This is a genomic window from Sphingobium sp., from assembly GCF_032153725.1.
Lineage (GTDB): Bacteria > Pseudomonadota > Alphaproteobacteria > Sphingomonadales > Sphingomonadaceae > Sphingobium.
Window position 1 is genome coordinate 23,927 of sequence record NZ_JALDYQ010000025.1, and the last position, 21,968, is coordinate 45,894.

At 64.6% G+C, this 21,968-nt stretch carries 17 protein-coding genes; 5 read left to right on the forward strand and 12 right to left on the reverse strand.

The window, feature by feature from the left end; genetic code table 11:
- Positions 1-2 precede the first annotated feature (2 nt).
- Genes RUH75_RS10275 through RUH75_RS10290 form a run of 4 tightly spaced genes read right to left on the reverse strand, consistent with a single transcriptional unit; the run spans position 3 to position 3,809 of the window.
- On the reverse strand, positions 3-791 hold the full coding sequence (locus RUH75_RS10275; protein ID WP_313805470.1) for an enoyl-CoA hydratase-related protein: 789 nt from the start codon (positions 789-791) through the stop codon (positions 3-5).
- Positions 788-1,858 (reverse strand): phosphotransferase, encoded by a 1,071-nt coding sequence (locus RUH75_RS10280; protein ID WP_313805472.1) that lies wholly within the window; start codon positions 1,856-1,858, stop codon positions 788-790. Before RUH75_RS10280 ends, RUH75_RS10275 begins: the two co-directional genes overlap by 4 nt.
- Positions 1,855-3,048 (reverse strand): acyl-CoA dehydrogenase family protein, encoded by a 1,194-nt coding sequence (locus RUH75_RS10285; protein ID WP_313805474.1) that lies wholly within the window; start codon positions 3,046-3,048, stop codon positions 1,855-1,857. Before RUH75_RS10285 ends, RUH75_RS10280 begins: the two co-directional genes overlap by 4 nt.
- Positions 3,045-3,809: an SDR family NAD(P)-dependent oxidoreductase gene (locus tag RUH75_RS10290; RefSeq protein ID WP_313805476.1), complete on the reverse strand. Its 765-nt coding sequence runs from the start codon at positions 3,807-3,809 to the stop codon at positions 3,045-3,047. The genes RUH75_RS10285 and RUH75_RS10290 overlap by 4 nt, the downstream gene beginning before the upstream one ends.
- Positions 3,810-3,924: 115 nt before the next feature.
- On the opposite strand from RUH75_RS10290, the gene RUH75_RS10295 reads away from it, so the two are divergent.
- Positions 3,925-4,542: a TetR/AcrR family transcriptional regulator gene (locus RUH75_RS10295; RefSeq protein ID WP_313805478.1), complete on the forward strand. Its 618-nt coding sequence runs from the start codon at positions 3,925-3,927 to the stop codon at positions 4,540-4,542.
- Positions 4,543-4,544: 2 nt separating this feature from the next.
- Here RUH75_RS10295 and RUH75_RS10300 read toward each other — a convergent pair whose 3' ends face one another.
- The 5 genes from RUH75_RS10300 to RUH75_RS10320 all read right to left on the reverse strand — a co-directional run bounded on the left by RUH75_RS10300 (position 4,545) and on the right by RUH75_RS10320 (position 11,472).
- Positions 4,545-5,648, reverse strand: a complete 1,104-nt coding sequence (locus RUH75_RS10300) for an NAD(P)-dependent alcohol dehydrogenase (RefSeq protein ID WP_313805480.1) — start codon at positions 5,646-5,648, stop codon at positions 4,545-4,547.
- Between the two features lie 19 nt (positions 5,649-5,667).
- On the reverse strand, positions 5,668-7,128 hold the full coding sequence (locus tag RUH75_RS10305) for an aldehyde dehydrogenase family protein (RefSeq protein ID WP_313805482.1): 1,461 nt from the start codon (positions 7,126-7,128) through the stop codon (positions 5,668-5,670).
- Entirely contained in the window at positions 7,125-8,006 is an 882-nt protein-coding gene (locus tag RUH75_RS10310) for an AraC family transcriptional regulator (protein WP_313805484.1), read from the reverse strand. Before RUH75_RS10310 ends, RUH75_RS10305 begins: the two co-directional genes overlap by 4 nt.
- A gap of 11 nt (positions 8,007-8,017) precedes the next feature.
- Positions 8,018-9,082: a cytochrome P450 gene (locus tag RUH75_RS10315; protein ID WP_313805486.1), complete on the reverse strand. Its 1,065-nt coding sequence runs from the start codon at positions 9,080-9,082 to the stop codon at positions 8,018-8,020.
- A gap of 167 nt (positions 9,083-9,249) precedes the next feature.
- Complete coding sequence (locus tag RUH75_RS10320) at positions 9,250-11,472, reverse strand: TonB-dependent receptor (protein ID WP_313805488.1); 2,223 nt, start codon at positions 11,470-11,472, stop codon at positions 9,250-9,252.
- A 216-nt stretch (positions 11,473-11,688) separates the two neighbouring features.
- Between RUH75_RS10320 and RUH75_RS10325 the strand changes: the two genes are divergently transcribed.
- From RUH75_RS10325 to RUH75_RS10335, 3 genes are read left to right on the forward strand one after another with little or no spacing between them, the layout of a single operon-like run.
- Positions 11,689-13,224: an acyl-CoA synthetase gene (locus RUH75_RS10325; RefSeq protein WP_313805490.1), complete on the forward strand. Its 1,536-nt coding sequence runs from the start codon at positions 11,689-11,691 to the stop codon at positions 13,222-13,224.
- Positions 13,225-13,281: 57 nt separating this feature from the next.
- Positions 13,282-14,406, forward strand: a complete 1,125-nt coding sequence (locus RUH75_RS10330) for an acyl-CoA dehydrogenase family protein (protein ID WP_313805522.1) — start codon at positions 13,282-13,284, stop codon at positions 14,404-14,406.
- Between the two features lie 25 nt (positions 14,407-14,431).
- On the forward strand, positions 14,432-15,616 hold the full coding sequence (locus RUH75_RS10335; RefSeq protein WP_313805492.1) for an acetyl-CoA C-acyltransferase: 1,185 nt from the start codon (positions 14,432-14,434) through the stop codon (positions 15,614-15,616).
- Positions 15,617-15,673: 57 nt separating this feature from the next.
- On the opposite strand, the gene RUH75_RS10340 is transcribed toward RUH75_RS10335, so the two are convergent.
- The 3 genes from RUH75_RS10340 to RUH75_RS10350 are packed head-to-tail and all read right to left on the reverse strand — an operon-like array spanning position 15,674 to position 20,125.
- Positions 15,674-18,190, reverse strand: a complete 2,517-nt coding sequence (locus tag RUH75_RS10340) for a TonB-dependent receptor (protein WP_313805493.1) — start codon at positions 18,188-18,190, stop codon at positions 15,674-15,676.
- A 33-nt stretch (positions 18,191-18,223) separates the two neighbouring features.
- Entirely contained in the window at positions 18,224-19,234 is a 1,011-nt protein-coding gene (locus tag RUH75_RS10345) for an ABC transporter substrate-binding protein (protein ID WP_313805494.1), read from the reverse strand.
- 27 nt (positions 19,235-19,261) lie between these two features.
- On the reverse strand, positions 19,262-20,125 hold the full coding sequence (locus tag RUH75_RS10350) for a TauD/TfdA family dioxygenase (RefSeq protein ID WP_313805495.1): 864 nt from the start codon (positions 20,123-20,125) through the stop codon (positions 19,262-19,264).
- 293 nt (positions 20,126-20,418) lie between these two features.
- Between RUH75_RS10350 and RUH75_RS10355 the strand changes: the two genes are divergently transcribed.
- On the forward strand, positions 20,419-21,771 hold the full coding sequence (locus tag RUH75_RS10355; protein ID WP_313805496.1) for an LLM class flavin-dependent oxidoreductase: 1,353 nt from the start codon (positions 20,419-20,421) through the stop codon (positions 21,769-21,771).
- Positions 21,772-21,968 lie beyond the last annotated feature (197 nt).

Genomic DNA, 21,968 nt, shown 5'->3' on the forward strand with positions numbered 1-21,968 from the left:
GTTCAGACTCCTTTGAAGTTGGGCGACCGCTTTGCGAAATAGGCGGCCAGACCTTCCCGGCATTCGGGCGTGGCGCCCGCCCGCGTGATCGATGCGACCTCGCGTTCGAGTTGGGTTTCGAAACTGCTCTCCAGGCTTTGCCGCAGCAGAGCCCGCGCCGCGCCGATCGTGCCGACCGCCGCACCGGCGAGCTGCGCGGCCAGCCTGTCGCCTTCCTCGGCCAGCGCTTCATCATCCACCAGGCGCGTCACCATGCCGATCGCTTCGGCCTCCTCCGCCTTGATCCGGCGATTGGTGAGGATGATCTCCTGCGCCTTGCGAAGGCCCACCAGACGGGGCAGCAGCCAGCTCATCCCGCCATCGGGCGTCAGCCCCAGCGTGCCATAAGCCGCCGTGAAATGCGCCGACCGCGCACACAGCACGACATCGCCACCGACCGCAAGGCTGAGGCCCGCGCCGGCAGCGGGGCCGTTCACCAGCACCAGCAACGGCTTGGCCATATGCGCGAAGCGGGTGAGCGCCATGTGCAAGGTGCCCGCCAGGTCGCTCAGCAACGCATCGACATGATCGCCTGCGGACTGGAACAGGCCGATATCGCCGCCCGCGCAGAACAGCCGCCCGGCGCCGGTCAGCACCACGCAGCGTATGCCCTCGTCGGTCTGGCAGCGGATCGCGGCCTCCACCAGCGCGCGCGCCATGGGCAGGTCCACCGCATTGCCCGCCTCCGGGCGATTGAGCGTGATGCGCGCGACGCCGTCCATCACGGAAAACAGAACCGGTGCGTCGTTCATCGGCACCCCTCCATGCTTTCGACGGCCAGGGCGATCAGGCGCGGCAGGCTTTCGGCCCGCTCCTTCGCATGGGCGGAGGCCGCCGTCCCCCGGATCACCCGCCCCTTGATGCCGTGGAAGATCGCCGCCAGCCGGAAGAAGTTGAAGGCGACGCAAAAGGCGTAGTCCACCTCCGAAATCGGCGGACGGCCGGCATTCCGGCAATAGGCAGCGCGATATTCATCCTCGCCCGGGATGCCGAGCGCGGCGAGATCGGCCCCGCCCAGCCCCGCCACGATGTCAGGCGGCATGCGGAACATCATCGCATGATAAGCGAAATCCGCCAGCGGATGTCCCAGGGTCGACAGTTCCCAGTCGAGCACCGCCAGCACGCGCGGTTCGGTCGGGTGGAAGATCATATTGTCGCAGCGGAAATCCCCATGGACGATCCGCGTCTCGTCCCCGGCCGGAATGGCGGTCGGCAGCCACTCGATCAGCCGGTCCATGCCAGGGTCGCGGCCTGCGGCCTCATCCTCCAGATATTGCTTGGACCAGCGGGCGATCTGCCGCTCGAAATAATTGCCGGGGCGGCCATAGTCGCCAAGGCCGACCGCTTCGGGATCGATCCGGTGGAGCGCCGCGATCGTGCCGTTCATCGCATCGAAATAAGCCGCGCGCTCGTCCCGGCTCACATCGGGGAAGGTCGCATCCCAGAAGATGCGCCCTTCGACCATCTCCATGACATAGAACCAGCTGCCGATGACGCTGTCGTCAGTGCAAAGACCGTGGACATGCGCCACCGGAAAGCCGGTCTTGCCCAGCGCCTCCAGCACCCGCGCCTCACGCTCGACGGCATGGGCCCCCTTCAGCACCTGCCCCGGCGGCTTGCGGCGCAACACATAGGACCGACCCGGCGTCAGCAACTTGTAGGTCGGGTTGGACTGACCGCCCTTGAACTGCTCGACGGTCAGCGGCCCCGCGAAGCCCGCCACATGGTCGCCCATCCAGGCCGCCATCCGCCCCTCATCGAAGCGATGGGCGTCGCGGACGGCGGTCGTTCCCGCATTGGCGGATGCATCGACGCTCATGCCCCCTCCCTTGCTTTCCAGTCGCGCCTGATCTTCCTGGCGAGGCTCCATTTGTGCACTTCGGTCGGCCCGTCATAGATGCGGAAGGCGCGGATTTCGCGGAACACCTGCTCCACGATGGTTTCACCGGTCACGCCCGCGCCTCCCATCACCTGGACGCAACGGTCGGCAACCCGCATCAGCGCTTCGGACACCGCCACCTTTGCCATGGAACTTTCCGCCGTGCCCAGCGCACCGCCGTCCAGCACGTCCGCGCACCAGTCGATCATCAGTTCGGCCTGCTTCAGATCGATCAGATTCTCCGCCAGCATGAAACCGACGCCCTCATGATCGATCAGCGTCTTGCCGAAGGCCATGCGGCGATTGGCATAGTCGGTTGCGATCTCATTCGCCCGGATGCACGCCCCCAGCCAGCGCATGCAGTGCGACAGCCGCGCGGGGCTGAGGCGGACCTGCGCATATTGGAAGCCCTCGCCCGCCTGACCCAGCATCTGGTCGGCGGGCACGCGCAGATTGTCGATCGTCACCACCGCATGGCCGCCCGGCATGGAGCTGTCGATCGTATTGGGCACATGATCGATTCGGATCGCCGGATCGGGCAAATCAACCAGGAACATGCATGCACCTGCTTCGGCCTTCGCCATGACAATGCCAACCTGCGCGCCCTGCGCGCCGGTGATGAACGCCTTGCGTCCATTGATGACCCAGTGATTGCCGTCCTGCCGGCAGACCGTCCGCATCATCGACGGATCAGACCCCGCGCCATTTTCCGACGCGGGTTCGGTCATGAAGAAGGCGGAACGCGCGCGCCCCTCCACCAGCGGTTTCAGGAAACGGTCCTTGATCTCCGCATTGCCGACCTTGCCCAGCAGATAGATATTGCCTTCGTCGGGCGCAGCCGTGTTGCAGGCGAGCGGCCCCAGGGGCGAGAGGCCGGTTTTCTGAAGCACGATTGCGGTTTCACGCTGCGTCAGATGGCCGCCGTCGGGCAGGATATGGGGCGTCAGAACCCCTGCCGCCCGCGCCTTTTCCTTGAGTTCGGCGACCAGTTCCTCGCTTGGGCAGTCATGATGATCGCGGCGCGGATCGCGCTCATAGGGCACGACCACCTCGCGGACGAAGGCCTCCACCTTCGCCGCGATTTCCATCGTCTTTTCGGGACCGGCTCCGGTCGATCCGCCGCCGCTCATTTCGGCGCCATCCGGATCGCGCCGTCCAGACGGATGACTTCGCCGTTCAGCATCGGATTGGCGATGATCTGCTCGACCATCAGCGCATATTCGTTGGGCTGGCCCAGGCGGCTGGGGAAGGGCACCTGCTTGCCCAGCGAATCCTGCGCCTCCTGCGGCAGCGACGCCAGCAGCGGCGTCAGGAAAAGGCCCGGCGCGATCGTCATCACGCGGATGCCATGGCGGGCGAATTCCCGCGCGATCGGCAGGGTCATGCCGACCACGCCGCCCTTGGAGGCAGAATAGGCCGCCTGGCCGATCTGGCCGTCATAGGCAGCGACGCTGGCGGTGTTGATGATGACGCCGCGTTCCTCGCCGCCGACCGTATCGACGTCATGCAGGCGGGCCGCGAATTTCGACAGGACATTGAAGCTGCCGATCAGGTTGATGGTCACGATCTTCGAAAAATCTGCCAGCGGAATCGCCTTGCCGTCGCGGCCGATCACCTTGGCGGGCGGCCCGATGCCGGCGCAATTGACCAGGATGCGGGCCTTGCCGTTCAGCGCCTCCGCCTCTTCCATCGCCGCGTCGACGGCAGCCTCGTCCGTTACATCCACCGGGATGAAGTGCCCGCCAATCGCCCCGGCATGGGCCTCTCCCAGATCCGCATTCAGATCGAAAATCGTTACTTTGGCACCGCCCTTGGCCAAGCGCTCCGCCGTCGCCCCGCCAAGGCCTGACGCGCCGCCCGTGACGATGGCCGCAAGTCCACTGATGTCCATTCAACGCTCTCCCGGCAAAATAATGAAACTCAATAGTGCATCATGCACTTATGAGTGTATTGCGTCTTCCGACGTTTCCTGTCAACGCACTATCTGCACCGAAAAAGGGTAATTGATGCAGCCGGCCTCTCCATTTCGCACCCCCGCCCAGAAGGAAGCGGAACGTGCCGCAAAACGGGACGCCGTGCTGCGCGCGGCGGTCAAGATGTTCAACGAACGGGGGTTCCACGCGACCTCGCTGGACGATGTCGCCGCCAGCCTGGGCATATCGAAGCGGACCATTTACCATTATCTGGCGAACAAGGATCAGGTGCTGCTGGAATGCATCACCATCGGCCTGCACCAATTGCTGGAAGCGGCGGCGGAAGTGCGCAGCGAACCGGGCGACGGGCGCCATCGCCTGACGCGTTTCCTGCGCCGCTATGCCGAAATCAACATGGAGGATTTCGGGCGCTGCGTGATCCGAACCGGCGTGGAAGTCCTTTCTCCCGACAGCCTGCCCCGCTATCGCCAGCTCAAGCGTGCCATCGATGACGCGCTGCGCGCGATGATAGAGGATGCCATTGCCGACGGTTCCATTGCGCCGGTCGATGTCAAGATGGCCGCCTTCGTCCTGGCGGGCGCGCTGAACTGGCCGGCGCGCTGGCATGATCCGGAAGGTCCGCTGCCGGTTGACGTCATTGCCAGGAAACTGGTCGATATATTGACCGAAGGCCTCAATCCGCGCCCCTGAAGTCAGGGGATCAATACCGCCTTCACGCAATCGCCCCGCGCCTGGGCGGCAACCGCTTCGTTGATGTCCGCCAGCGGAAAGGTCCGGATAAGCCGGTCGAAGGGGAAACGCCCGGCCCGGTAGAGTTCGACCAGTTCCGGAATGAAGCCGTCAAGGTCGCTGTCGCCTTCGATAATACCGTGAATCCGGTGCCCATAGGTGATCAGCGCCGCCAGATTGATCGACAGGCTGCTGTCGGGCCGGGGCGGTATGCCGACCAGACCCAGCAGACCATGGCTGGCAAGCGAGGCCAACGCCGCTTCCACCACCGCTTCGCGGCCGCTGGTTTCAAAGGCGAATTCAACGCCGTCGGACAGGATCGCGCGGATGGCGGCGGGCACGTCTCCCTCCGCCGGATCGATCGCATGGGTCGCGCCCAGCGACAAGGCCAGTTCCCGCCGTCCCGCCATCGGCTCCACCACGATGATCGTCGCGCATTGCCGGATGACCGCTCCCATCACGGCGGCGAGGCCGACTGGCCCGGCGCCGAAGATCGCAATGCTGGACCCCGCCGGGCAGGCCAGCGAGCGCATCACCCCGCCCGCTCCCGTCTGGAATCCGCAACCCAGAGGTCCCAGCAGTTCGATCGGCACGTCTTCGGCATCGATCTTCACGACATTGCGCTCCTGCGCCAGGGCATGCGCCGCGAAGGAGGACTGGCCGAAAAAATGGGCCGAGAGCGCCCCATCCTTCCCGCAGAGGCCGGTCGTGCCGTCCGCCCGCGCACCGGCATAGTTCAACACCGGGAATTCGCGGCAATAGGAGGGCAGATGCTCCTGGCAGCGCGGACAATGGCCGCAGCTGGAAAAGCCCAGCACGACGCGGTCGCCCGGCTTCACCTTGGTCACGCCCGCGCCCACCGCTTCCACAACCCCTGCGCCTTCATGACCAAGGACCGCGGGCAGCGGAATGGGGATGAACTGGTCGCGCGCCACCAGATCGGTATGGCACAGGCCAACCCCGGCGATCCGCACCAGCACTTCCCCGGCGCGGGGCGCCTCGATCTCGATCGCTTCCATCGAGAAGGGGCCATGCGGTTCCCGCGCGACCGCTGCCATGCTCTCCATCATCTTCCTCGCTGTGGGTTCACACGGCCATGACGACCGATTTGGGTTCCAGATAGGCGTCCAGCACTTCGCTGCCATTTTCCCTGCCGATGCCCGACATCTTCATGCCGCCAAAGGGAAAGGCCGGGTCGGCCAGCATCACGCAATTGACGAAGACGGTCCCGGCCTCGATCGCCGCCGAAGCCCGGTGCGCCGTCGCCAGGTCGCGCGTGAAGACATGTCCGGCAAGGCCATAAGGGCTGCCGTTCGCCAGCGCGATCGCCTCATCCAGGTCGTCGAAGGGCGCTGTCGCCAGCACGGGCCCGAAGACCTCCTCCCGCGCGACCTCCGCATCGGGCGGCACATCGCGAAGGACAGTCGGCGCGAAATAATAGCCGCCGTCAGGCAACTCCGCGCGGAGCGGCACGGCTTCCAGACCGCCACTCCTCGCCCGCGCGACAAAGCCCGCGACCCGCGCCCGCTGCCGCTCGCTGATCAGCGGTCCCATCTGGCTGGCGCGATCGGCGCTCGGCCCCATGCGCTGGGCCGCGCCGACTGCCGCTATGCCCTCCAGCACCCGGTCGTAGATCGAGCGGTGGACATAGAGCCGCGTCCCCGCGTAGCAGACCTGCCCGGCATTGAAGAAACAGCCCATCGCCGCCTGCGGGATCGCCAGATCGAGATCGGCGTCCGCGCAGATGATCGACGGCGACTTGCCGCCTAGTTCCAGCGTGACGCGCTTCAGGTCGGGCACCGATGCCTTGAGGATCGCCTGTCCGGTCGCGGTCGATCCGGTGAAGGCCACCTTGGCGACGAGCGGATGGCTGGCGAGTGCGGCCCCGGTGGCGCCGTCCCCCGTCACCACGCTCAGCACCCCGTCCGGCAGCCCCGCCTCCCGCGCCAGCTCCACCAGCCGCAAGGCGCTGAGCGGCGTTTCAGGCGCGGGTTTCAACACCACCGTGCATCCCGCCGCCAGCGCCGGCGCGATCTTCCACATCGCCAGCACGATCGGGAAGTTCCACGGCGTGATCGCGGCGACCACGCCCACCGGCTCCCGCCGCGAATAGACATGGAAAGCGCCGGGCGTGCCGCTCAATGTCCCGGCCCGTCCCGCCAGCTTCGTCGGCCAGCCCGCATAGACGCGCAGCCAGGCGATGGCGGCGGGAATATCGACCATCTCGACGATGGATATGGGCTTGCCGGTATCCAACGCCTCCAGCGCGGCGATGCGGGGCAGATCGGCCTCGATCGCGTCGGCGAAACGATGCAGCAATCGCTCTCGCGCCAGCGACGTCAGGTCCCGCCAGCCGGGATTGCGGAAGGCCCTGTGCGCCGCATAGACAATCGCATCCACCTGCGCCGCGCTGGCGACGGCCATGTCTGCGAAGGCCGACCCAGTGCAGGGATCGATATCCGGCAATACCGCTTCCGTCGCCAACCTGTCCCCGCCCGCGCGCAGCGAAAGTTCCGGCAAGTGTAGCCCGTCAAAACCCTGGATCACTGTAGCGTCTCCAACCGCCGCCTGCGGAAATCGCTCGGCGTTTCGCCCGCAAATTGCCGGAAGGCGCGCGTGAAATGGCTCTGGCTGGTAAAGCCCAGAGCCTCGGCGATGGTGGCCATCGGCGTGTCCGACTGTTCCAGCATCTGCTGTGCCCGGTCGAGCCGCGCCCGCATCACATATTGATGGGGACTGACGCCGGTCGCCTTCTTGAAGATACGGCAGAAATGGGCGGGCGTGACCCCCGCCTGCGCCGCCATTTCCTCCAGGCTGTGATCGATCTCCGGCCGGTGCAGGATGGCGTTCATGATGTTGTGGATGCGGTAGGACGAAAAGGCGGAGGTCGGAATATCCGCCGCTCCCGCATTGACCGGGCCGCGCAGCATATGCGCCTTCAGCGCATCGACCAGAGCGCTGACATAAATGTCGCGTTCCGGCGTCTGCGGCGCGTAAAGCTCCCCCAGCACCTGCCGCGTCAGCGCGACGCCCAGAGGATCGGAAAAGGCAAAGCGCATCCGCTTGAACTGGTCCAGCGCGGGGGCATTTTGCAGATCCGTCGATGCAACGCTCAAAGTCACCACATCCAATTCGCCGTCGACCAGCCAGCCGGTGGGCTGGCCTGAAGGCACGATGGTCGCGCAGCCCGGCAGCGAACTCGCCTCGCTCCACCCGTCGCGCTCCCAGGTGCGCACATTGGGCTTGCCCGCGATATGGACGACGAACATCGGATCGGGCAGCGCGGGAAGCGTGTAGCTGCCGACGAATTGCCGCCAGCGGCACAGGCGCCAGCGGCCATGCTCCCCCCCCAACTGCATGTCCGGCGCGCGCCCCAGCGCATCCGAGATGATGTCTTCGTCGTTAGACCCGTTGGCGTCGGCCATGTTCCTCTCCTTCAGGCGGGCGTCAGCACCACGTCCAGATTTTTCAGTCCGTTGATGAAATTCGACCTGAAACGGCGAGGCTGCGCCATTATCCGGAAGGATGCAACGCGCTCCGCCAATATGCCGAAGGCCACGCGCAGCTGCATTTCCGCCAGCCGCGATCCGACACAGACATGCTGGCCGGTGCCGAAGCCCAGATGCTGGATATTGCCCCGCTCTATGTCGAAGCGGTGAGGATCGGCAAAGACGCTCTCGTCCCGGTTGGCGGCGATGTACCAGAGGACGATCTTGTCGCCCTTCCGGATCGCCTGACCGCCGATTTCCGTGTCCGCCATGGCCGTGCGCCGCATGTGCATGACCGGGCTGGCATAGCGCACCATTTCGCGCACACCATTTTTCAGCAGGTCCGGCTGCGCCCTCACCTTGTCCCACTGATCGGGATTATCGGCAAAGGCGACGATGGAGTGGCTGATCGAATTGCGCGTCGTCTCGTTCGCACCGACCAGCGCGAGGATCATATTGCCGATGAACTCGCGCAGGGCCACCGGTTGCCCGTTGACCTCCATGGTCGCGAGCAATGTGGCAAGGTCCTGTCCCGGTCGCGCGCGGCGTTCCTCGAACAGTTGCTGCGCGAAGGCCATGAACTCGCCCAGCACCGCCGCCATGGCTTCGGGGGATTGGCGGAAATCGGGATCATCCTCCCCCACAAAGGCATTGGTCCAGTCGTAAAGCTTCACCCACATGTCGGCGGGCAGATCGAACAGCTCGCACAAGGTCAGCAGCGGCAGCGGCGCCGAGAGCAGCGGCACGATATCGACCGTCTCGCCCAGCGGTATCCTGTCGATCAGCGTCAGGCAGCGTTCCCTGATCCGCTCCTCAATCCCCGCCAGCCGCCCCGGCGCGACGGCGGGCATGATATATTTGCGATATTGGGTATGCACCGGCGGATCGACCGAGATGAAGGGGATGCCGATCGCAGCCTCCCCCGCGCCCGTCAGCCCCACTTCATTCTCGTTGAAGATCCGATGCCCGCCATTTTCATAAGCCGAGGAGAAGAGTGCCGGATTGCGCGACACCTCGACAATGTCGGCATAGCGGGTCAGCGCCCAGAAGCCCGCGCCGTCACTCTCCGGGTTCCATTAGACCGGCTGCTCCTGCCGCAGCCGGTCGAACAGGGGATGCGGCACCTGCTGGAGATAAAGGTCCGGGTCCTTGAGGTCCGCGATCATGGGACGCCCTTTCGTCAGAAGCTGAACCGGGCCGTCACGCCATAGGTGCGCGGCGTCGAGGGCACGAGGAAGTTATAGGGGAAGCCCGCCCCGCGCAGGTCGAGGCCGTAGCTGTAGACCTTCCGGTTGAAGGCGTTGTTGATCCAGCCCCTGATCTGGATCGGCCCATGTGCCCATGCCAGCGCTGCGTTGACCTTGGCATAGCCCTTCTGTTGCAGCTCGGCATTGACCTGCCCCGTCCCCGCCGCGTTGACGGCATTGAAGGGCGAGAAATATTGCCGGCTGAAATAATTGACCGTCGGGGAGAAGGTCAGACTGTCGCTGCCCGTATCGAAGATCGTCCAGTCGAACCCGGCCGTCCCGGTCCAGCGCGGCGCGAAGGGCAGATCATTGCCCGACAGGTCCGTGCCCTGAAGCGTCAGCTCCTTATAGGTCGCGTGCAGATAGCCGCCCGACATATTGATCGTGAAGCCGGGAAAGGCGCGGAAACTGGCTTCGACTTCGCCGCCATAGACTTCGGATTTGGGCGCATTGACCAGGAACGACACCGGGCCGGGCCGCGTATCCTGCACCTGCTGATTACTATAGTCATAATAGAAACCGGCCGCCGACAGCGTCAGCCTCTTGTCGAGGAAACGACCCTTGATGCCTGCTTCATAGGCGTTCACCCGCTCCGGATCGATATAGGTGATGCCGACCGAGGAAGTATAGCCGCCGCCGTTGAATGCACCCGACCGATAGCCCCGGCTGTAGCTGGCATAAACCAATGTGCCGCCATCGAAAGTGTAGCTCAATGCCGCGCGGCCGGTCAGCGCCTTGTTGCTGCCGTCGATTTCGTAGCGGGCGGCGGGATCATAAGCGCAGGTCCCGGGCGCACCCGCGCAGGGCACGGTGCTGGCCAGCGGCAGGTCCGGCCCGCCCACATCGCCCGCGAACAGATAGGCATAGCCGTCGCGATAATGCGCCTTGTCCCAAGTGTAGCGGGCACCCAGTGTCAGGACCAGCCTGTCCGTCAGGTCATAATCGCCCTGAAGGAAGACGGCTTGGGAGCGGCGCGATTGGCGATAATGCTGGAAGAAGCCGCCATTGACGCCCGCGCCCAACATGCTGCCGATATTGAAGCGGTTGTCCGTGATCGTCCGGTCCCAGCCGTAGAACAGGCCGCCGACCAGCTTCAGGCTGTCGCCTTCATAATTGAGCCGCGCTTCCTCGCTGAACTGGCGGAAGTTGGAACGCCAGTTGATGTCCAGCACATCCAGCGGCGATCCATCGGCTGCCTGCTGCAAATTCTGCTTGCCGCCATCATAGGAGGTGATCGAGGTCAGCGTGACCTGCGGGCTCAATTCCAGCGCGACATTGGCGGCCACGCCCCAGGCATCGGTACGGCTGTCGCCGATGCGGTTCTCATTGACTTCGAAAAAGCCCTGCCCCGGCGTGCCCGGCCCGGTCAGCCCATGGATGCCCGCCTGCGTGCCGCGATCCCGCCCGGCATAGGCACGGATCTTGATGTCCAGCGGACCATTGCCTGGCCTGACGCGCAGGGAGAAACGGCCCTGAAGCGTATCCACGCTGTTGGCATCACGCCCGCCCGGCGCGACATTGCGCAACTGGCCGTCGCCCTTCTCGTAATTGGCGGCGATGCGGATGCCCAGTTCATCTTCCACCAACGTGGTTTCGATCGCGCCCTGCGCCTTTATCGTGTCGAAATTGCCGTAACCCGCCTCAATCGTGCCGTTGCTGCCCGACAGTTTCGGCGCGCGGGTGATGAAGTTGATCGCGCCGCCCGTGGTATTGCGTCCGAAGAGCGTACCCTGCGGCCCGCGCAACACTTCGACGCGATCGAGGTCGAACAGGCCCATGCCATGGCTGGTCCGCGCGGCGATATAGACGTCGTCAATATAGACGCCGACCGGCGAGGCCTGATTCGAATTATATTCATTGGCGACGCTGATCCCGCGCAGCGAGAAATTGGGCTGCGTATTGCCATAGGGGCTGCTGACCTGCAGGTTCGGCACCGCCGTCGCCAGGCTGGCCGAATTGGAAATGCCCTTGTTCTGGAGGGTATCGCCGCCCAGCGCCGAAATGGCGAGCGGCACGTCGAGCAGCGATTGTGATCGGCGCTGTGCGGTCACGATGATATCCGTGGGGTCGCCGGCAGGGGTTTCATCCTGCGCGATGGCCAGTTGCGACACGCCGCAAAGAAACAGGACGCCCAGATAACCTGTTGTGCGCTTCATTACCCTCTCCTCATCCTTATCTGGCCGCCACGGCCTTATCGACGACCCATTGAGTAGCGGATGAAAGGGGTCTTGGCTTTACACCGGAGTGACCCCGAATTTGCCATTTCTTGCGCTCGCCTTGTGCGCCGGAGCAAATTGATCCTGAATGAGCGCAAGGAAAACAGGCGCGGCCGGGCCAATGCGCATGGTCGCCGCAGGAGAGGTTTTTGCAAAATGCATCCCCGACATCATGCCCTATCGGACCCGCAACGCCCCGCGCTGATCCTGCCCGAACGGCGGCAGAGCGTCAGCTATGGCCAGTTGGAAAGTGCAGCCAACAAAGGCGCGCATCTGTTGCGCGGTCTGGGCATGGCCCGGGGCGATGTGATCGCCCTTCTGCTCGACAATGAGGCGGCGATTTTCGAGGCCGGATGGGCGGCGCAGCGCATCGGCCTGTACCAGACCAGCATCTCGACCAAGCTCAGCGCGGCGGACATCGCCTATATCCTGCGGGATTCCGGCGCGCGCATCCTGATCGCGTCGGACCGGCTGGCCGATCTGGCTGCTCAAGCGCTTGCCGAGGCGCCGGATGTGCGCGGCTATCTGGTCGATCACGCGCAGAACGGTTTCGAAAGCTGGCGCGATGCCATCGCCACCTGCCCGGACCATCCGGTCGCGGACGAAAGCGCAGGCACCGACATGCTCTATTCCTCCGGCACGACGGGACGGCCCAAGGGGGTCAAACCACCCTTGCCCGAAGGCCCGCTGGATGAAAGCACGCCGCTCGAAACCATGGGCGCGCGCCTCTACGGTATGGGGCCGGACAGCCTCTATCTGTCCACATCCCCGCTTTATCACGCCGCGCCGCTGCGCTGGGCCATGACCGTCCACCGCCTGGGCGGCACGGTGATCGTCATGGAGCGGTTCGACGCCGAAAGCGCGCTCGCCATGATCGAGCGCCATCGCATCACCCATGCAACCTGGGTGCCGACGCATTTCGTCCGGCTGCTGAAACTGCCGGAGGAGGTCAGGAAGCGCCATGACCACGGCTCCCTGCGCGCCGTCATTCATGCCGCGGCGCCCTGCCCCGTCCCGGTCAAGCAGGCGATGATCGACTGGTGGGGACCGATCATCCACGAATATTATTCGGGCACGGAATGCTGCGGCATCACTGCCCTCTCCGCACAGGAATGGCTCGCCAAACCCGGCTCGGTGGGCAAGGCCGTGCTGGGCGAGGTAAAGATCGTCGGAGATAATGGCGCGCTGCTCGGCCCCGGCGAAACGGGCGACGTCTATTTCGCGGGCGGTCCGGCCTTCGTCTATCATAACGACCCGGAAAAGACCGCCGCCGCGCATGACGACCGGGGCTGGGCGACGCTGGGCGATATCGGCCATGTCGATGAGGACGGCTATCTGTTCCTGACCGACCGGCGCAGCTTCATGATCATTTCGGGCGGCGTGAACATCTATCCACAGGAGATAGAGAATCTGCTGGTCACCCATCCCAAGGTCGCCGATGCCGCGGTGATCGGCGTCCCCGACGAAGAAATGGGCGAGCGTGTCGTCGCCATCGTCCAACCTCAGGATGCACCCTGGGATAGCGAGGCATTGGCTCAGCAATTGACCCGCTTCACCCGCGAAGCGCTGGGCGGGGTCAAGACGCCGCGCGAATTCCTGTTCCGCGCCGACCTACCCCGCGAACCTACGGGCAAGCTGATGAAACGATTGCTGGTGGAGGAATTCGGAAAGTCCCGCCACCTCCTGCCTTGACAATGACCGTTGCGAACCACATTACACTCATGAGTGCATAGTAAACGATTGAGTGTTATGCTGACCGATATCCAGTCCGCCATACGCGACAGCGTCAGGGCCTTCGCGCAGGAGGAAATCCGCCCCCATTCCGCCCGGTTCGAGGCGGAGGGCGGCTATCCCCCGGCGCTGTTCCAGCAGATGGCCGCGCTCGGCCTCTGGGGCATGACCGCGCCCGAGGCCTTTGGCGGCGCGGAGGCGGATGCGGTGTCCTACGCCCTTTCCCTGATGGAGCTGGCGGCGGCCGACGGGGCGCTTTCCACCATCGTTTCGATCCAGAACTCGATCCTCGTGTCCGGCCTGCTCAAGGATGGCAGCGCGGAACAGCAGGCGCGTTTCCTTCCCGACCTGATCGGCGGCCGGACCATCGGCGCATTCGCCTTGACGGAGGCGGATGCGGGGTCGGACGCTTCCGCCATCCGGACCCGCGCGGTAAAGGTCGACGGCGGCTGGCGCATCACCGGCGCCAAGCAGTTCATCACGTCCGGCAGGATCGGCGGGTTGGTCATGATCATCGCCGTGACCGATCCGGAGGCGGGGAAGAAAGGCCTGTCCGCCTTCATCGTGCCGACCGACCGGGCCGGCTATCTGGTCGACAAGGTCGAACATAAAATGGGCCAGAGCGCATCGGACACCTGCGCCCTGCGGTTCGAGGACATGTTCGTCGAGGACGAATTGCTGATCGGCCAGCCGGGGCTGGGCTATCGCATCGCGCTCGCCAATCTGGAGACGGGCCGCATCGGCATCGCCGCGCAATGCGTCGGCATGGCGCAGCAGGCGCTGGAGATCGCCATCGGCTATGCGAAAGAGCGCAAGAGCTTCGGCAAGGCGATTATCGAGCACCAGGCGGTGGGCTTTCGCCTGGCCGACCTCGCCACCCGGCTGGAAGCGGCACGGCAGCTGGTTCTCAACGCCGCGCGGGTGAAGGATAGTGGCGCGCCCTGCCTGACCGAAGCATCCATGGCGAAGCTGTTCGCATCGGAAGCGGCCGAGGCGGTCGTTTCGGGTGCAATTCAGACGCTGGGCGGCTATGGCTATCTGGAGGAATTCGGCGTCGCCAAAATCTATCGCGATGTGCGCGTGTGCCAGATTTACGAGGGCACGTCGGACATCCAGCGCATGGTTATCGCGCGAAGCTTATAGCAACAAACGACTTGGGAGAAAAAGCATGCAGGACGATCCGATCATCATCGCCAGCTATGCCCGTACGCCGATGGGCGGGTTTCAGGGCGCCTTGTCACCGCTGAAGGCGACCGAACTCGGCGCGGCCGCGGTCAAGGCTGCGGTCGAGCGGGCCGGTGTCGCGGCCGATGCCATCGATCGCATCTATATGGGCTGCGTCCTGCCGGCGGGCCTGGGCCAGGCGCCTGCGCGGCAGGCCGCGCTGGGCGCAGGCCTTGGCCTCAACACCGAAGCAACCACGGTCAACAAGATGTGCGGGTCGGGCATGCAGGCCGCGATCATGGCCTATGAAGCGCTGAGCGCAGGCACGGCCGATATCGTGCTGGCCGGCGGCATGGAAAGCATGACCAACGCGCCCTATGCCCTGCCCAAGCACCGATCGGGCGCGCGCATCGGCCATGATCGGATCATCGACACGATGATGATGGACGGGCTGGAAGATGCCTATGAACCCGGCAAGGCGATGGGCGTCTTCGCCGAGGAAGCCGTGCGCGACTATCAGTTCACGCGGGAAGAGCAGGATGATTTTGCCATCCGCTCGCTCGACCGCGCCAATGCCGCCATCGCCAGCGGCGCCTTCGTGCGCGAAATCACGCCCGTCACCATAGCAGGGCGCGGTGGAGACGTGGTGATCGACACCGATGAACAGCCCGGCAAGGCGAAGCCGGAGAAGATTCCTTCGCTTAAAGCCGCTTTCGTCAAGGACGGCACCATCACCGCCGCCAACGCCTCGTCCATTTCCGACGGCGCCGCCGCATTGGTCATGACGCGGCGGAGCGTAGCGGAGAAACAGGGACTGAAGATGGTGGCGAAGGTCATCGCCACCGCCGCCCATGCGCATGAACCCGCGCAATTCACGACCGCGCCGGTCCCCGCCATGCGCAAGGTGCTGGCCAAAGCGGGCTGGTCGGTCGAAGATGTCGACCTGTTCGAAGTGAACGAGGCCTTTGCGGTGGTGGCGATGATCGCGGCAAAGGACCTCGACATCCCGGCGGAGAAGCTGAACGTCAATGGCGGCGCGACGGCACTGGGCCATCCCATCGGCGCATCGGGCGCGCGCATATTGGCGACACTGATCGGCGCGCTGGAAAACCGTGGCCTCAGGCGCGGCGTCGCCAGCCTCTGCATCGGCGGCGGCGAGGCGACGGCAATGGCGGTCGAATTGCTTTGATCGGCTGACGAATTCCCGGGCATCCGCGCGCCTTTCAGCTTCGCTTTCCGCAAGGCCCTAAAGGCGCGCTGACACTCGCCCATAGTAAAAGCCGCCACTCAGCCCGAACGGGGCGAAATTACCATAGGCTCCCGATCCATCGGATGCGATGACGCCGTTGCGGTCGGGATAGCTGTCGAACAGATTATTCGCCCCCACCGACAGCGTCAGCCGCGCGCTGATATCATAGCCGACATCCAGATCGGCAATCCATTTCGCGCCGAACCGGCGGTCGCCGCTCGCGACATTGCTCGATTCCACATAGCGTCCAAAACGGGTCAGCCGCGCCAGCGCATGCAACGGTCCCAGCGACCAGTCGTTCGTCAACACCAGCTTCGTGCGCGGAGTCGCGGCGACAAGGTCGCGCTGCGCCTGCCGGCCGAACAAGGTGACATTGAGCGAGGCGATGGCCGAAGGCGTGTCGATGACATGGGTGATCTTCGTGCGGTTATAGCTGTAGGCCGCGTTCAGGCGGAAATTGCCGAGGCTGCTCGTGCGCAACGCATATTCCGCCACCACATCGACGCCGCGCGTGCGGGTATCGATGGCATTGGTGAAGAATTGCGCGCTGTCCACGCCATTGATGCCGTTCGCGACCAGGATCGCGCGGATGGCCGATCCGCCATTGGACGCCGTACCGAGAAATTCCGTCTTCACGATGCGGTCATCCACATTGATCTGATAGCCGTCCACCGTCAGGCGGAACGGCCCCCGTTCAAAGGCAAGGCCAGCGGTATAGTTCAACGACTTTTCCGGCTTCAGGGGCCGCGCGCCCAGTGCCTGGGCTGCCACGCTGCTGACCGGCAGGAATTTCGACGTGGTGCTGATCCGCTCACTGCCAATGATCGTCACCGTGTTTTGCGTGGTCGAAAAGCCGGTCTGCGCGAGCGAGGGCGCGCGGAAACCGGTATTGACGCCCCCACGCAGGGCAAGGCCCGGCGCCAATTCATAGCGGGTGGAGAATTTGCCCGACACGGTGTCGCCCGCGCTGTCGTCATAATGTTCGAAACGTCCGGCGACGCCTACGAACCAGCCGGGCGTCACGTCCGCCGACAGATCGACATAGGCGGCCAGATTGTTGCGGCTGAGCGTCGCCTCATCCGCCGGGGATGTGCCGGTGAAGGACACAAGGCCAGGCGAAGGCGATCGGCCGCCATAGGCATTGCCGAACGCCGTCCCGTCGGCGGGAATCACATAGCCGCCGTCGCGATAACTATCCGGCTCTCCGGCGCGATTGCGGAATTTCTCCCAGCGATGCTCCAGACCCACCGCCACGTCCAGCGGCTTGGCAAGACCGACGTCATAGCTGCTGGTCAATTCCAGATTGTTGACCCAAAGATCCTGAATCTGCTTGCCCATGAAGAAGCTGGTCGGACTGGACGGCCCCAGCGAGGGGTTGAGCGTGCCTTCGGCGCCCAACTTCACATGGTCGCGTCCATAGGTGGTGGAAAGGTCGAACGCCCATCCCGCGCCTACATCGCCGCGCAGCCCCACCGCCGATTGCCAGTCCCATTCCCGGATGCGCCGCCGCGCCTGGAAGCCGGAGGGATAGAGCCCCGGCAGCGACGTATAACCCTGAACATTGGCCTGCCCGCCATAACCGGTCGTCGCGGGAACGACCGCCCCGCGATTATCGTCAATATCCCGATAGCTGAGCGTCGAGAAGCTGTAGACCGTCAGCCCCTCCCCCACCGGCAATTCGGCATTGACCGATCCATTGACGATCTTGTCCCGGTTGGACCGGCCATAACCACCCGCGATCAGATGATCGGCATTGGCTTCGCGCGGGTCGGGGGCGCCGTTCACGAAGGGATAGATATAGGGCACGGGTTCGGCAGAGCTGTCCGCGCGGTCATGATATTTGCCCTCCACCGCGATGCGCACGAAGCCCTCGCCGCCGATGCGCGTGCCATAGCTCAGCCCCTGCTGCACCAGCGCGCCGCCCTTTTCATAAAGCTGCCCGGCGGTGGCCGAGAAGGCGCCCCCCTCCGGCGCGTCGTCCAGCAGGATGTTGATGACGCCCGAAATCGCATCCGATCCATATTGGGCGGCGGCGCCGTCGCGCAGCACTTCGATGCGGCCAACCGCATTGGTGGGGATCAGGTCGATATCGACCGGCGTGGAGCCGCCCGATATGCGCGAGAGATTGTTGATGAGCGCGGTCGTGTGGCGCCGCTTGCCGTTGACGAGCACCAGCAGATAGTCGCCCGACAGACCGCGGATGGAAATGGGCCGCACGCTGGCCGAAGTGCCACCCCCGCCCAGCGCCGGCATGGTGAGCGACGGGATGATGTTGCCCAGCACTTCCTTCAGGCCGGTGCGGCCGGTCGATTGCAATTCCTGCGGGCCGATGACGTCGATCGGCACCGGGCTGTCGGCAACTGTCCGGCCCCCGCCCCGGCGCGTACCGGTGACGACGATCGCCGATCCGGCCTCCGCATCGTCGGCCGGGGCAGCGCTTTCCCGCGCGACGGCAAGGGACGGGAGGGCGGCGCCGGACAGGGCCGCCGCACCGACGAGGAGCAGGCTTTTCATCATATTTCCTTCGAAAGGGGAGAAAGGGAAGCGTCAGTCCTGCCGCGCCAAAGTCGTGGCGTTGAAGGACGGGTCATAGCCGCCCCGAATGTCGGGCAGCGTGGGAATGATGCCGGCGCGCTGATAACGGGCGAAGATATCGGCCTGTTCGCGCACCAGCGCATCGTCGATTGGCCGGGCGGTGCCGAGATAGGCGGCAATGGAAAAACGGGCGACTTGGAGGGGCAAGCCGGTTTCGCGTGCCAGCGTTTCGGCATAGGCATCGGGATGCGCCGCCGCCCAGTGGTGAGCGCGGTTCAGCCGCGCGAGGAAATCGCCCAATATTTGCCTTTTGCCGGCGATGGCTGAATCCGACGCCGCGAAGAAACCCACCTGCGTCGGCAGGCTGCTGGCGTCCGCCAATATGCGGTCGCCATTTTCGGTGACGGCGATGCCGACATAACTGCCCCAGGTCGACCAGGCGTCGATCGCGCCGCTTTCCAGCGCCGCCTTCGCGGCACTATTGTCGAGATAGGTCCAGCGGATATCGGACGGCGCAAGGCCCGCCCTTTCGATCAGGCGGAGCGCCAGATCCTGCCCGGCCGAACCCCGCACGGTGGCCAGCCTGCGTCCCTTGAGCTGACCGATCGAGCGGACCGGGGAATTTCCCGGCACGACGATAGCGGAGGCGCGGCCAGCCTGGGCACCCTGGGGCCGGTAGGCGAAGACGGCCTTGATCTTCGCCCCACCCGCATAAGCGAAAGCGAAGGGCGCGCCGCCAATCCCGCCGACATCGATCGCGCTCGCGCCGAGCGCCTCCAGCAAGGGGGAGGCAGCCGGGAACTGCGCCCACTCGATTCGGTAGGGCACGCCGTCCAGTTCTCCGGCGGCGCGCATCAATGCCTCTGCGCCGCCGCGCTGGTCACCGATCTTCAGGACCGGCTGGCGCTGACCGCCTCCGCCATGCAGGCCCAGCGCAATCAGGCCCATCGTCACCACCGCGATCAGGACGGCCAGAACGATCCACAGGCGTTTCCGGCGCGTTGAAACGGATATTTGCGTCATGGCGTCCCGTCGCGGTCGGTTGCAGGATCAAAGGTTCGCGTGGAGCGGTTCGTCCGCGATCAGGATGCGGTCCAGCACGCGCGGGAAATCGCCATAATTGCGCACCGCATAGTGGACCGCCGCGCGATTGTCCCAGAAGGCGACCGAATTCGGACGCCAGGAAAAGCGCACCTGATATTCGGGCCGCTTATACTGCCGGACGATCTCTTCGAGCAGTTCGCGGCTCTCGGCCAGTTCCACGCCCAATATCTGGGGCCGCTGGGTATAGTTGACCCAGAGGATTTTCCGGCCCGTCTCGCGATGCGTGCGCACGACGGGATGCGCGACGATCGGATAATCATGCCCGGCGCCGACCAACGCCTCGCGGAAATCATGGGTGACGTGCAACCCCTCCAACCGCGCCTTGATGTCGTCGGAAAGCCCTTCATAGGCAAGGTTCGCGTCGACCCAGATGGTGTCGCCGCCCACTTCCGGCAGCGTGACCGCGCGCAGCACCGCGCCCCAGGTCGGCACCAGCCGCCAGCTCGTATCGCTATGATAGCCGTCGCCCGGCTTCACGTCGCGATGGATGCGTTTTTCATATCTGGCGGCATCGACCGCGGCGATCTTGTGGATCGGGGATATCCTGGTATCGGCGGTGGTGCTGGGATGGGTATAGAGCGGCCCGAAGGCGGCGGCGAAGGCGGCATGCTGTGCATTGTCAAGCGGCTGGTCGCGGAAGAAGACGACCTTGTAGCGCAGGACGGCAGCCCGGATGGCGTCGCGCTGTTCGGGGGAAAGCGGTTTGCCGAGATCGACGCCGTCAATCTCCGCACCGATGGTCGGTTGCAGGGGACGGATGCCGATGATCGCGTCGGCGCGATCGAGAATATCTGCTGCTGCGGAGGACATATCATCACCTCTCAAGTCGCCGGAAAATTCCAAGCCTGACGATTGCTAGGCGACAAACGACCGGTTCAGTTATGATGATTGGGCCGCCATGCTTTGAATGTCCCAATATTATTGGCATTCCTCAATCCTGCGCAGACTTATTGGATAAAGGCATGGGAAATGGCGACCGATGCGCGTTGGCCGGCCTCTGTCGATCCCACAGTTCAGCAGCTTCAAACAGTCTATGAGAAGCCTTCATTGGTCGCCGCACCATGCTTTTCCTAATCTCCGTCCACATTCGGAAGGATTTGGACATGACGGAAACGACACGGCGGCAATTGCATCTTGGCGCGATATTGGAAGGCGTCGGCGCGGATCACAACAGTTGGCTCGATCCGAACCTGCCGGGCGACGCCAGCATCGACATCAACTGGTATATCGACAATGCCCGCGCGGCCGAAGCGGCGAAGTTCGATCTCGTCTTCATCGTGGATTCGCCCTACATCACCCCGGACACCGCGCCGCATTTCCTGAACCGGCTGGAACCGCTGACCCTGCTGTCGGCAGTGGCGGCATCGACCGCCCGCATTGGCCTGGTGGGAACGCTCACCACCTCCTATTGGGAACCCTATAATGTCGCGCGGCAATTCGGATCGCTCGACCAGATCAGCGGTGGCCGGGCCGGCTGGAATGTCGTCACCACCGGTCTGGAGGGCGCCGCGCGCAATTATGGGCGCGAAGAGCATTTCGACCATAAGGTCCGCTACGCCCGCGCCCGCGAATTTGTCGACGTCGTGCAGGGCCTGTGGGACAGCTATGAGGATGACGCCTTCCCCCGCGACCGGGCAGCCCGCCTCTTCCTCGACAAAGCCAAGCAGCATCGGCTGGATCACAGGGGCGAGCATTTTTCGGTCGCCGGCCCGCTCGCGCTCAGCCGCTCACGGCAGGGCCAGCCGGTGATCTTCCAGGCTGGCGACAGCCATGAAGGCCGCGATCTGGGCGCCGCCATTGCCGAGGGCACGTTCACCGGCGCGCAGGATTTCGAAACCGGCCGCTCCTATTATGCCGATATCAAGGCGCGCGCCGCGGCGCTCGGGCGCAATCCCGACCTGATCAAGATCCTGCCGGGCCTGACCCCGATCATCGCCGAAACAGACGAGGAAGCGCAGGCCATCGCCGCCGCCGCGCAGGAGGCGCTGGATATCGACAAGCTGCTGGTCCAGCTGGGCCGCGCGTTCAACTATCATGATTTTTCGCGCTATGATCTCGACGCCCCCTTCCCCGACCTCTCGGGCGTGACGCTGAACAGCTATAAGGGCCATGCCGAACGGATCATCCGCGAAGCACAGGGGCGCAAGCTGACGCTGCGGGAGGCGGCCTATCAGCTGGGCCAGTGGCGCACCGATTTCGTGGGTTCGCCGCAAACCATCGCCGACAGGATCGAACAATGGTTCATCGGCCGTGCGGCCGACGGCTTCCTGTTGCGGGTCACGCGGCCCGGCGATTTCGCGCTGTTCCGCGAGCGGGTCGTGCCAATCCTGCAAGAGCGCGGGCTGTTCCGCGCCGACTATGCGCATGACACGCTGCGTGGACATCTGGGTTTGCCGATACCGGAAAACCGCCATGGCCGGGAACGGCGCGAGCCGCCCGCAATCGCTGCGGAATGACAGGTCGTTTGCACGATTCCAGGCTCATCGGCCCCTTGCGCAAAGGGGCCGAAATTGCCGCCGGCCGCCCACTATTCTCACGCGCCCGGCTATGCGCTATCCGGAATTCACGCCGGAGCTGACGATATCGGCCAGCAATTTGATGGGCGAATAACGCCGGAGCCGCCATCAGACCCGGAGCGGATCGCAGGAAATTC

Excerpts from the sequence above, each read along its gene's own strand:
- RUH75_RS10320 (WP_313805488.1), bottom strand. The coding sequence starts at position 11,472 with ATGAAGCGCACAACAGGTTATCTGGGCGTCCTGTTTCTTTGCGGCGTG.
- RUH75_RS10355 (WP_313805496.1), top strand. The coding sequence starts at position 20,419 with ATGACGGAAACGACACGGCGGCAATTGCATCTTGGCGCGATATTGGAA.
- RUH75_RS10345 (WP_313805494.1), bottom strand. The coding sequence starts at position 19,234 with ATGACGCAAATATCCGTTTCAACGCGCCGGAAACGCCTGTGGATCGTT.
- RUH75_RS10340 (WP_313805493.1), bottom strand. The coding sequence starts at position 18,190 with ATGAAAAGCCTGCTCCTCGTCGGTGCGGCGGCCCTGTCCGGCGCCGCC.
- RUH75_RS10350 (WP_313805495.1), bottom strand. The coding sequence starts at position 20,125 with ATGTCCTCCGCAGCAGCAGATATTCTCGATCGCGCCGACGCGATCATC.
- RUH75_RS10300 (WP_313805480.1), bottom strand. The coding sequence starts at position 5,648 with ATGGAGAGCATGGCAGCGGTCGCGCGGGAACCGCATGGCCCCTTCTCG.
- RUH75_RS10310 (WP_313805484.1), bottom strand. The coding sequence starts at position 8,006 with ATGGCCGACGCCAACGGGTCTAACGACGAAGACATCATCTCGGATGCG.
- RUH75_RS10275 (WP_313805470.1), bottom strand. The coding sequence starts at position 791 with ATGAACGACGCACCGGTTCTGTTTTCCGTGATGGACGGCGTCGCGCGC.
- RUH75_RS10335 (WP_313805492.1), top strand. The coding sequence starts at position 14,432 with ATGCAGGACGATCCGATCATCATCGCCAGCTATGCCCGTACGCCGATG.
- RUH75_RS10280 (WP_313805472.1), bottom strand. The coding sequence starts at position 1,858 with ATGAGCGTCGATGCATCCGCCAATGCGGGAACGACCGCCGTCCGCGAC.
- RUH75_RS10290 (WP_313805476.1), bottom strand. The coding sequence starts at position 3,809 with ATGGACATCAGTGGACTTGCGGCCATCGTCACGGGCGGCGCGTCAGGC.
- RUH75_RS10330 (WP_313805522.1), top strand. The coding sequence starts at position 13,282 with ATGCTGACCGATATCCAGTCCGCCATACGCGACAGCGTCAGGGCCTTC.
- RUH75_RS10295 (WP_313805478.1), top strand. The coding sequence starts at position 3,925 with ATGCAGCCGGCCTCTCCATTTCGCACCCCCGCCCAGAAGGAAGCGGAA.
- RUH75_RS10325 (WP_313805490.1), top strand. The coding sequence starts at position 11,689 with ATGCATCCCCGACATCATGCCCTATCGGACCCGCAACGCCCCGCGCTG.
- RUH75_RS10285 (WP_313805474.1), bottom strand. The coding sequence starts at position 3,048 with ATGAGCGGCGGCGGATCGACCGGAGCCGGTCCCGAAAAGACGATGGAA.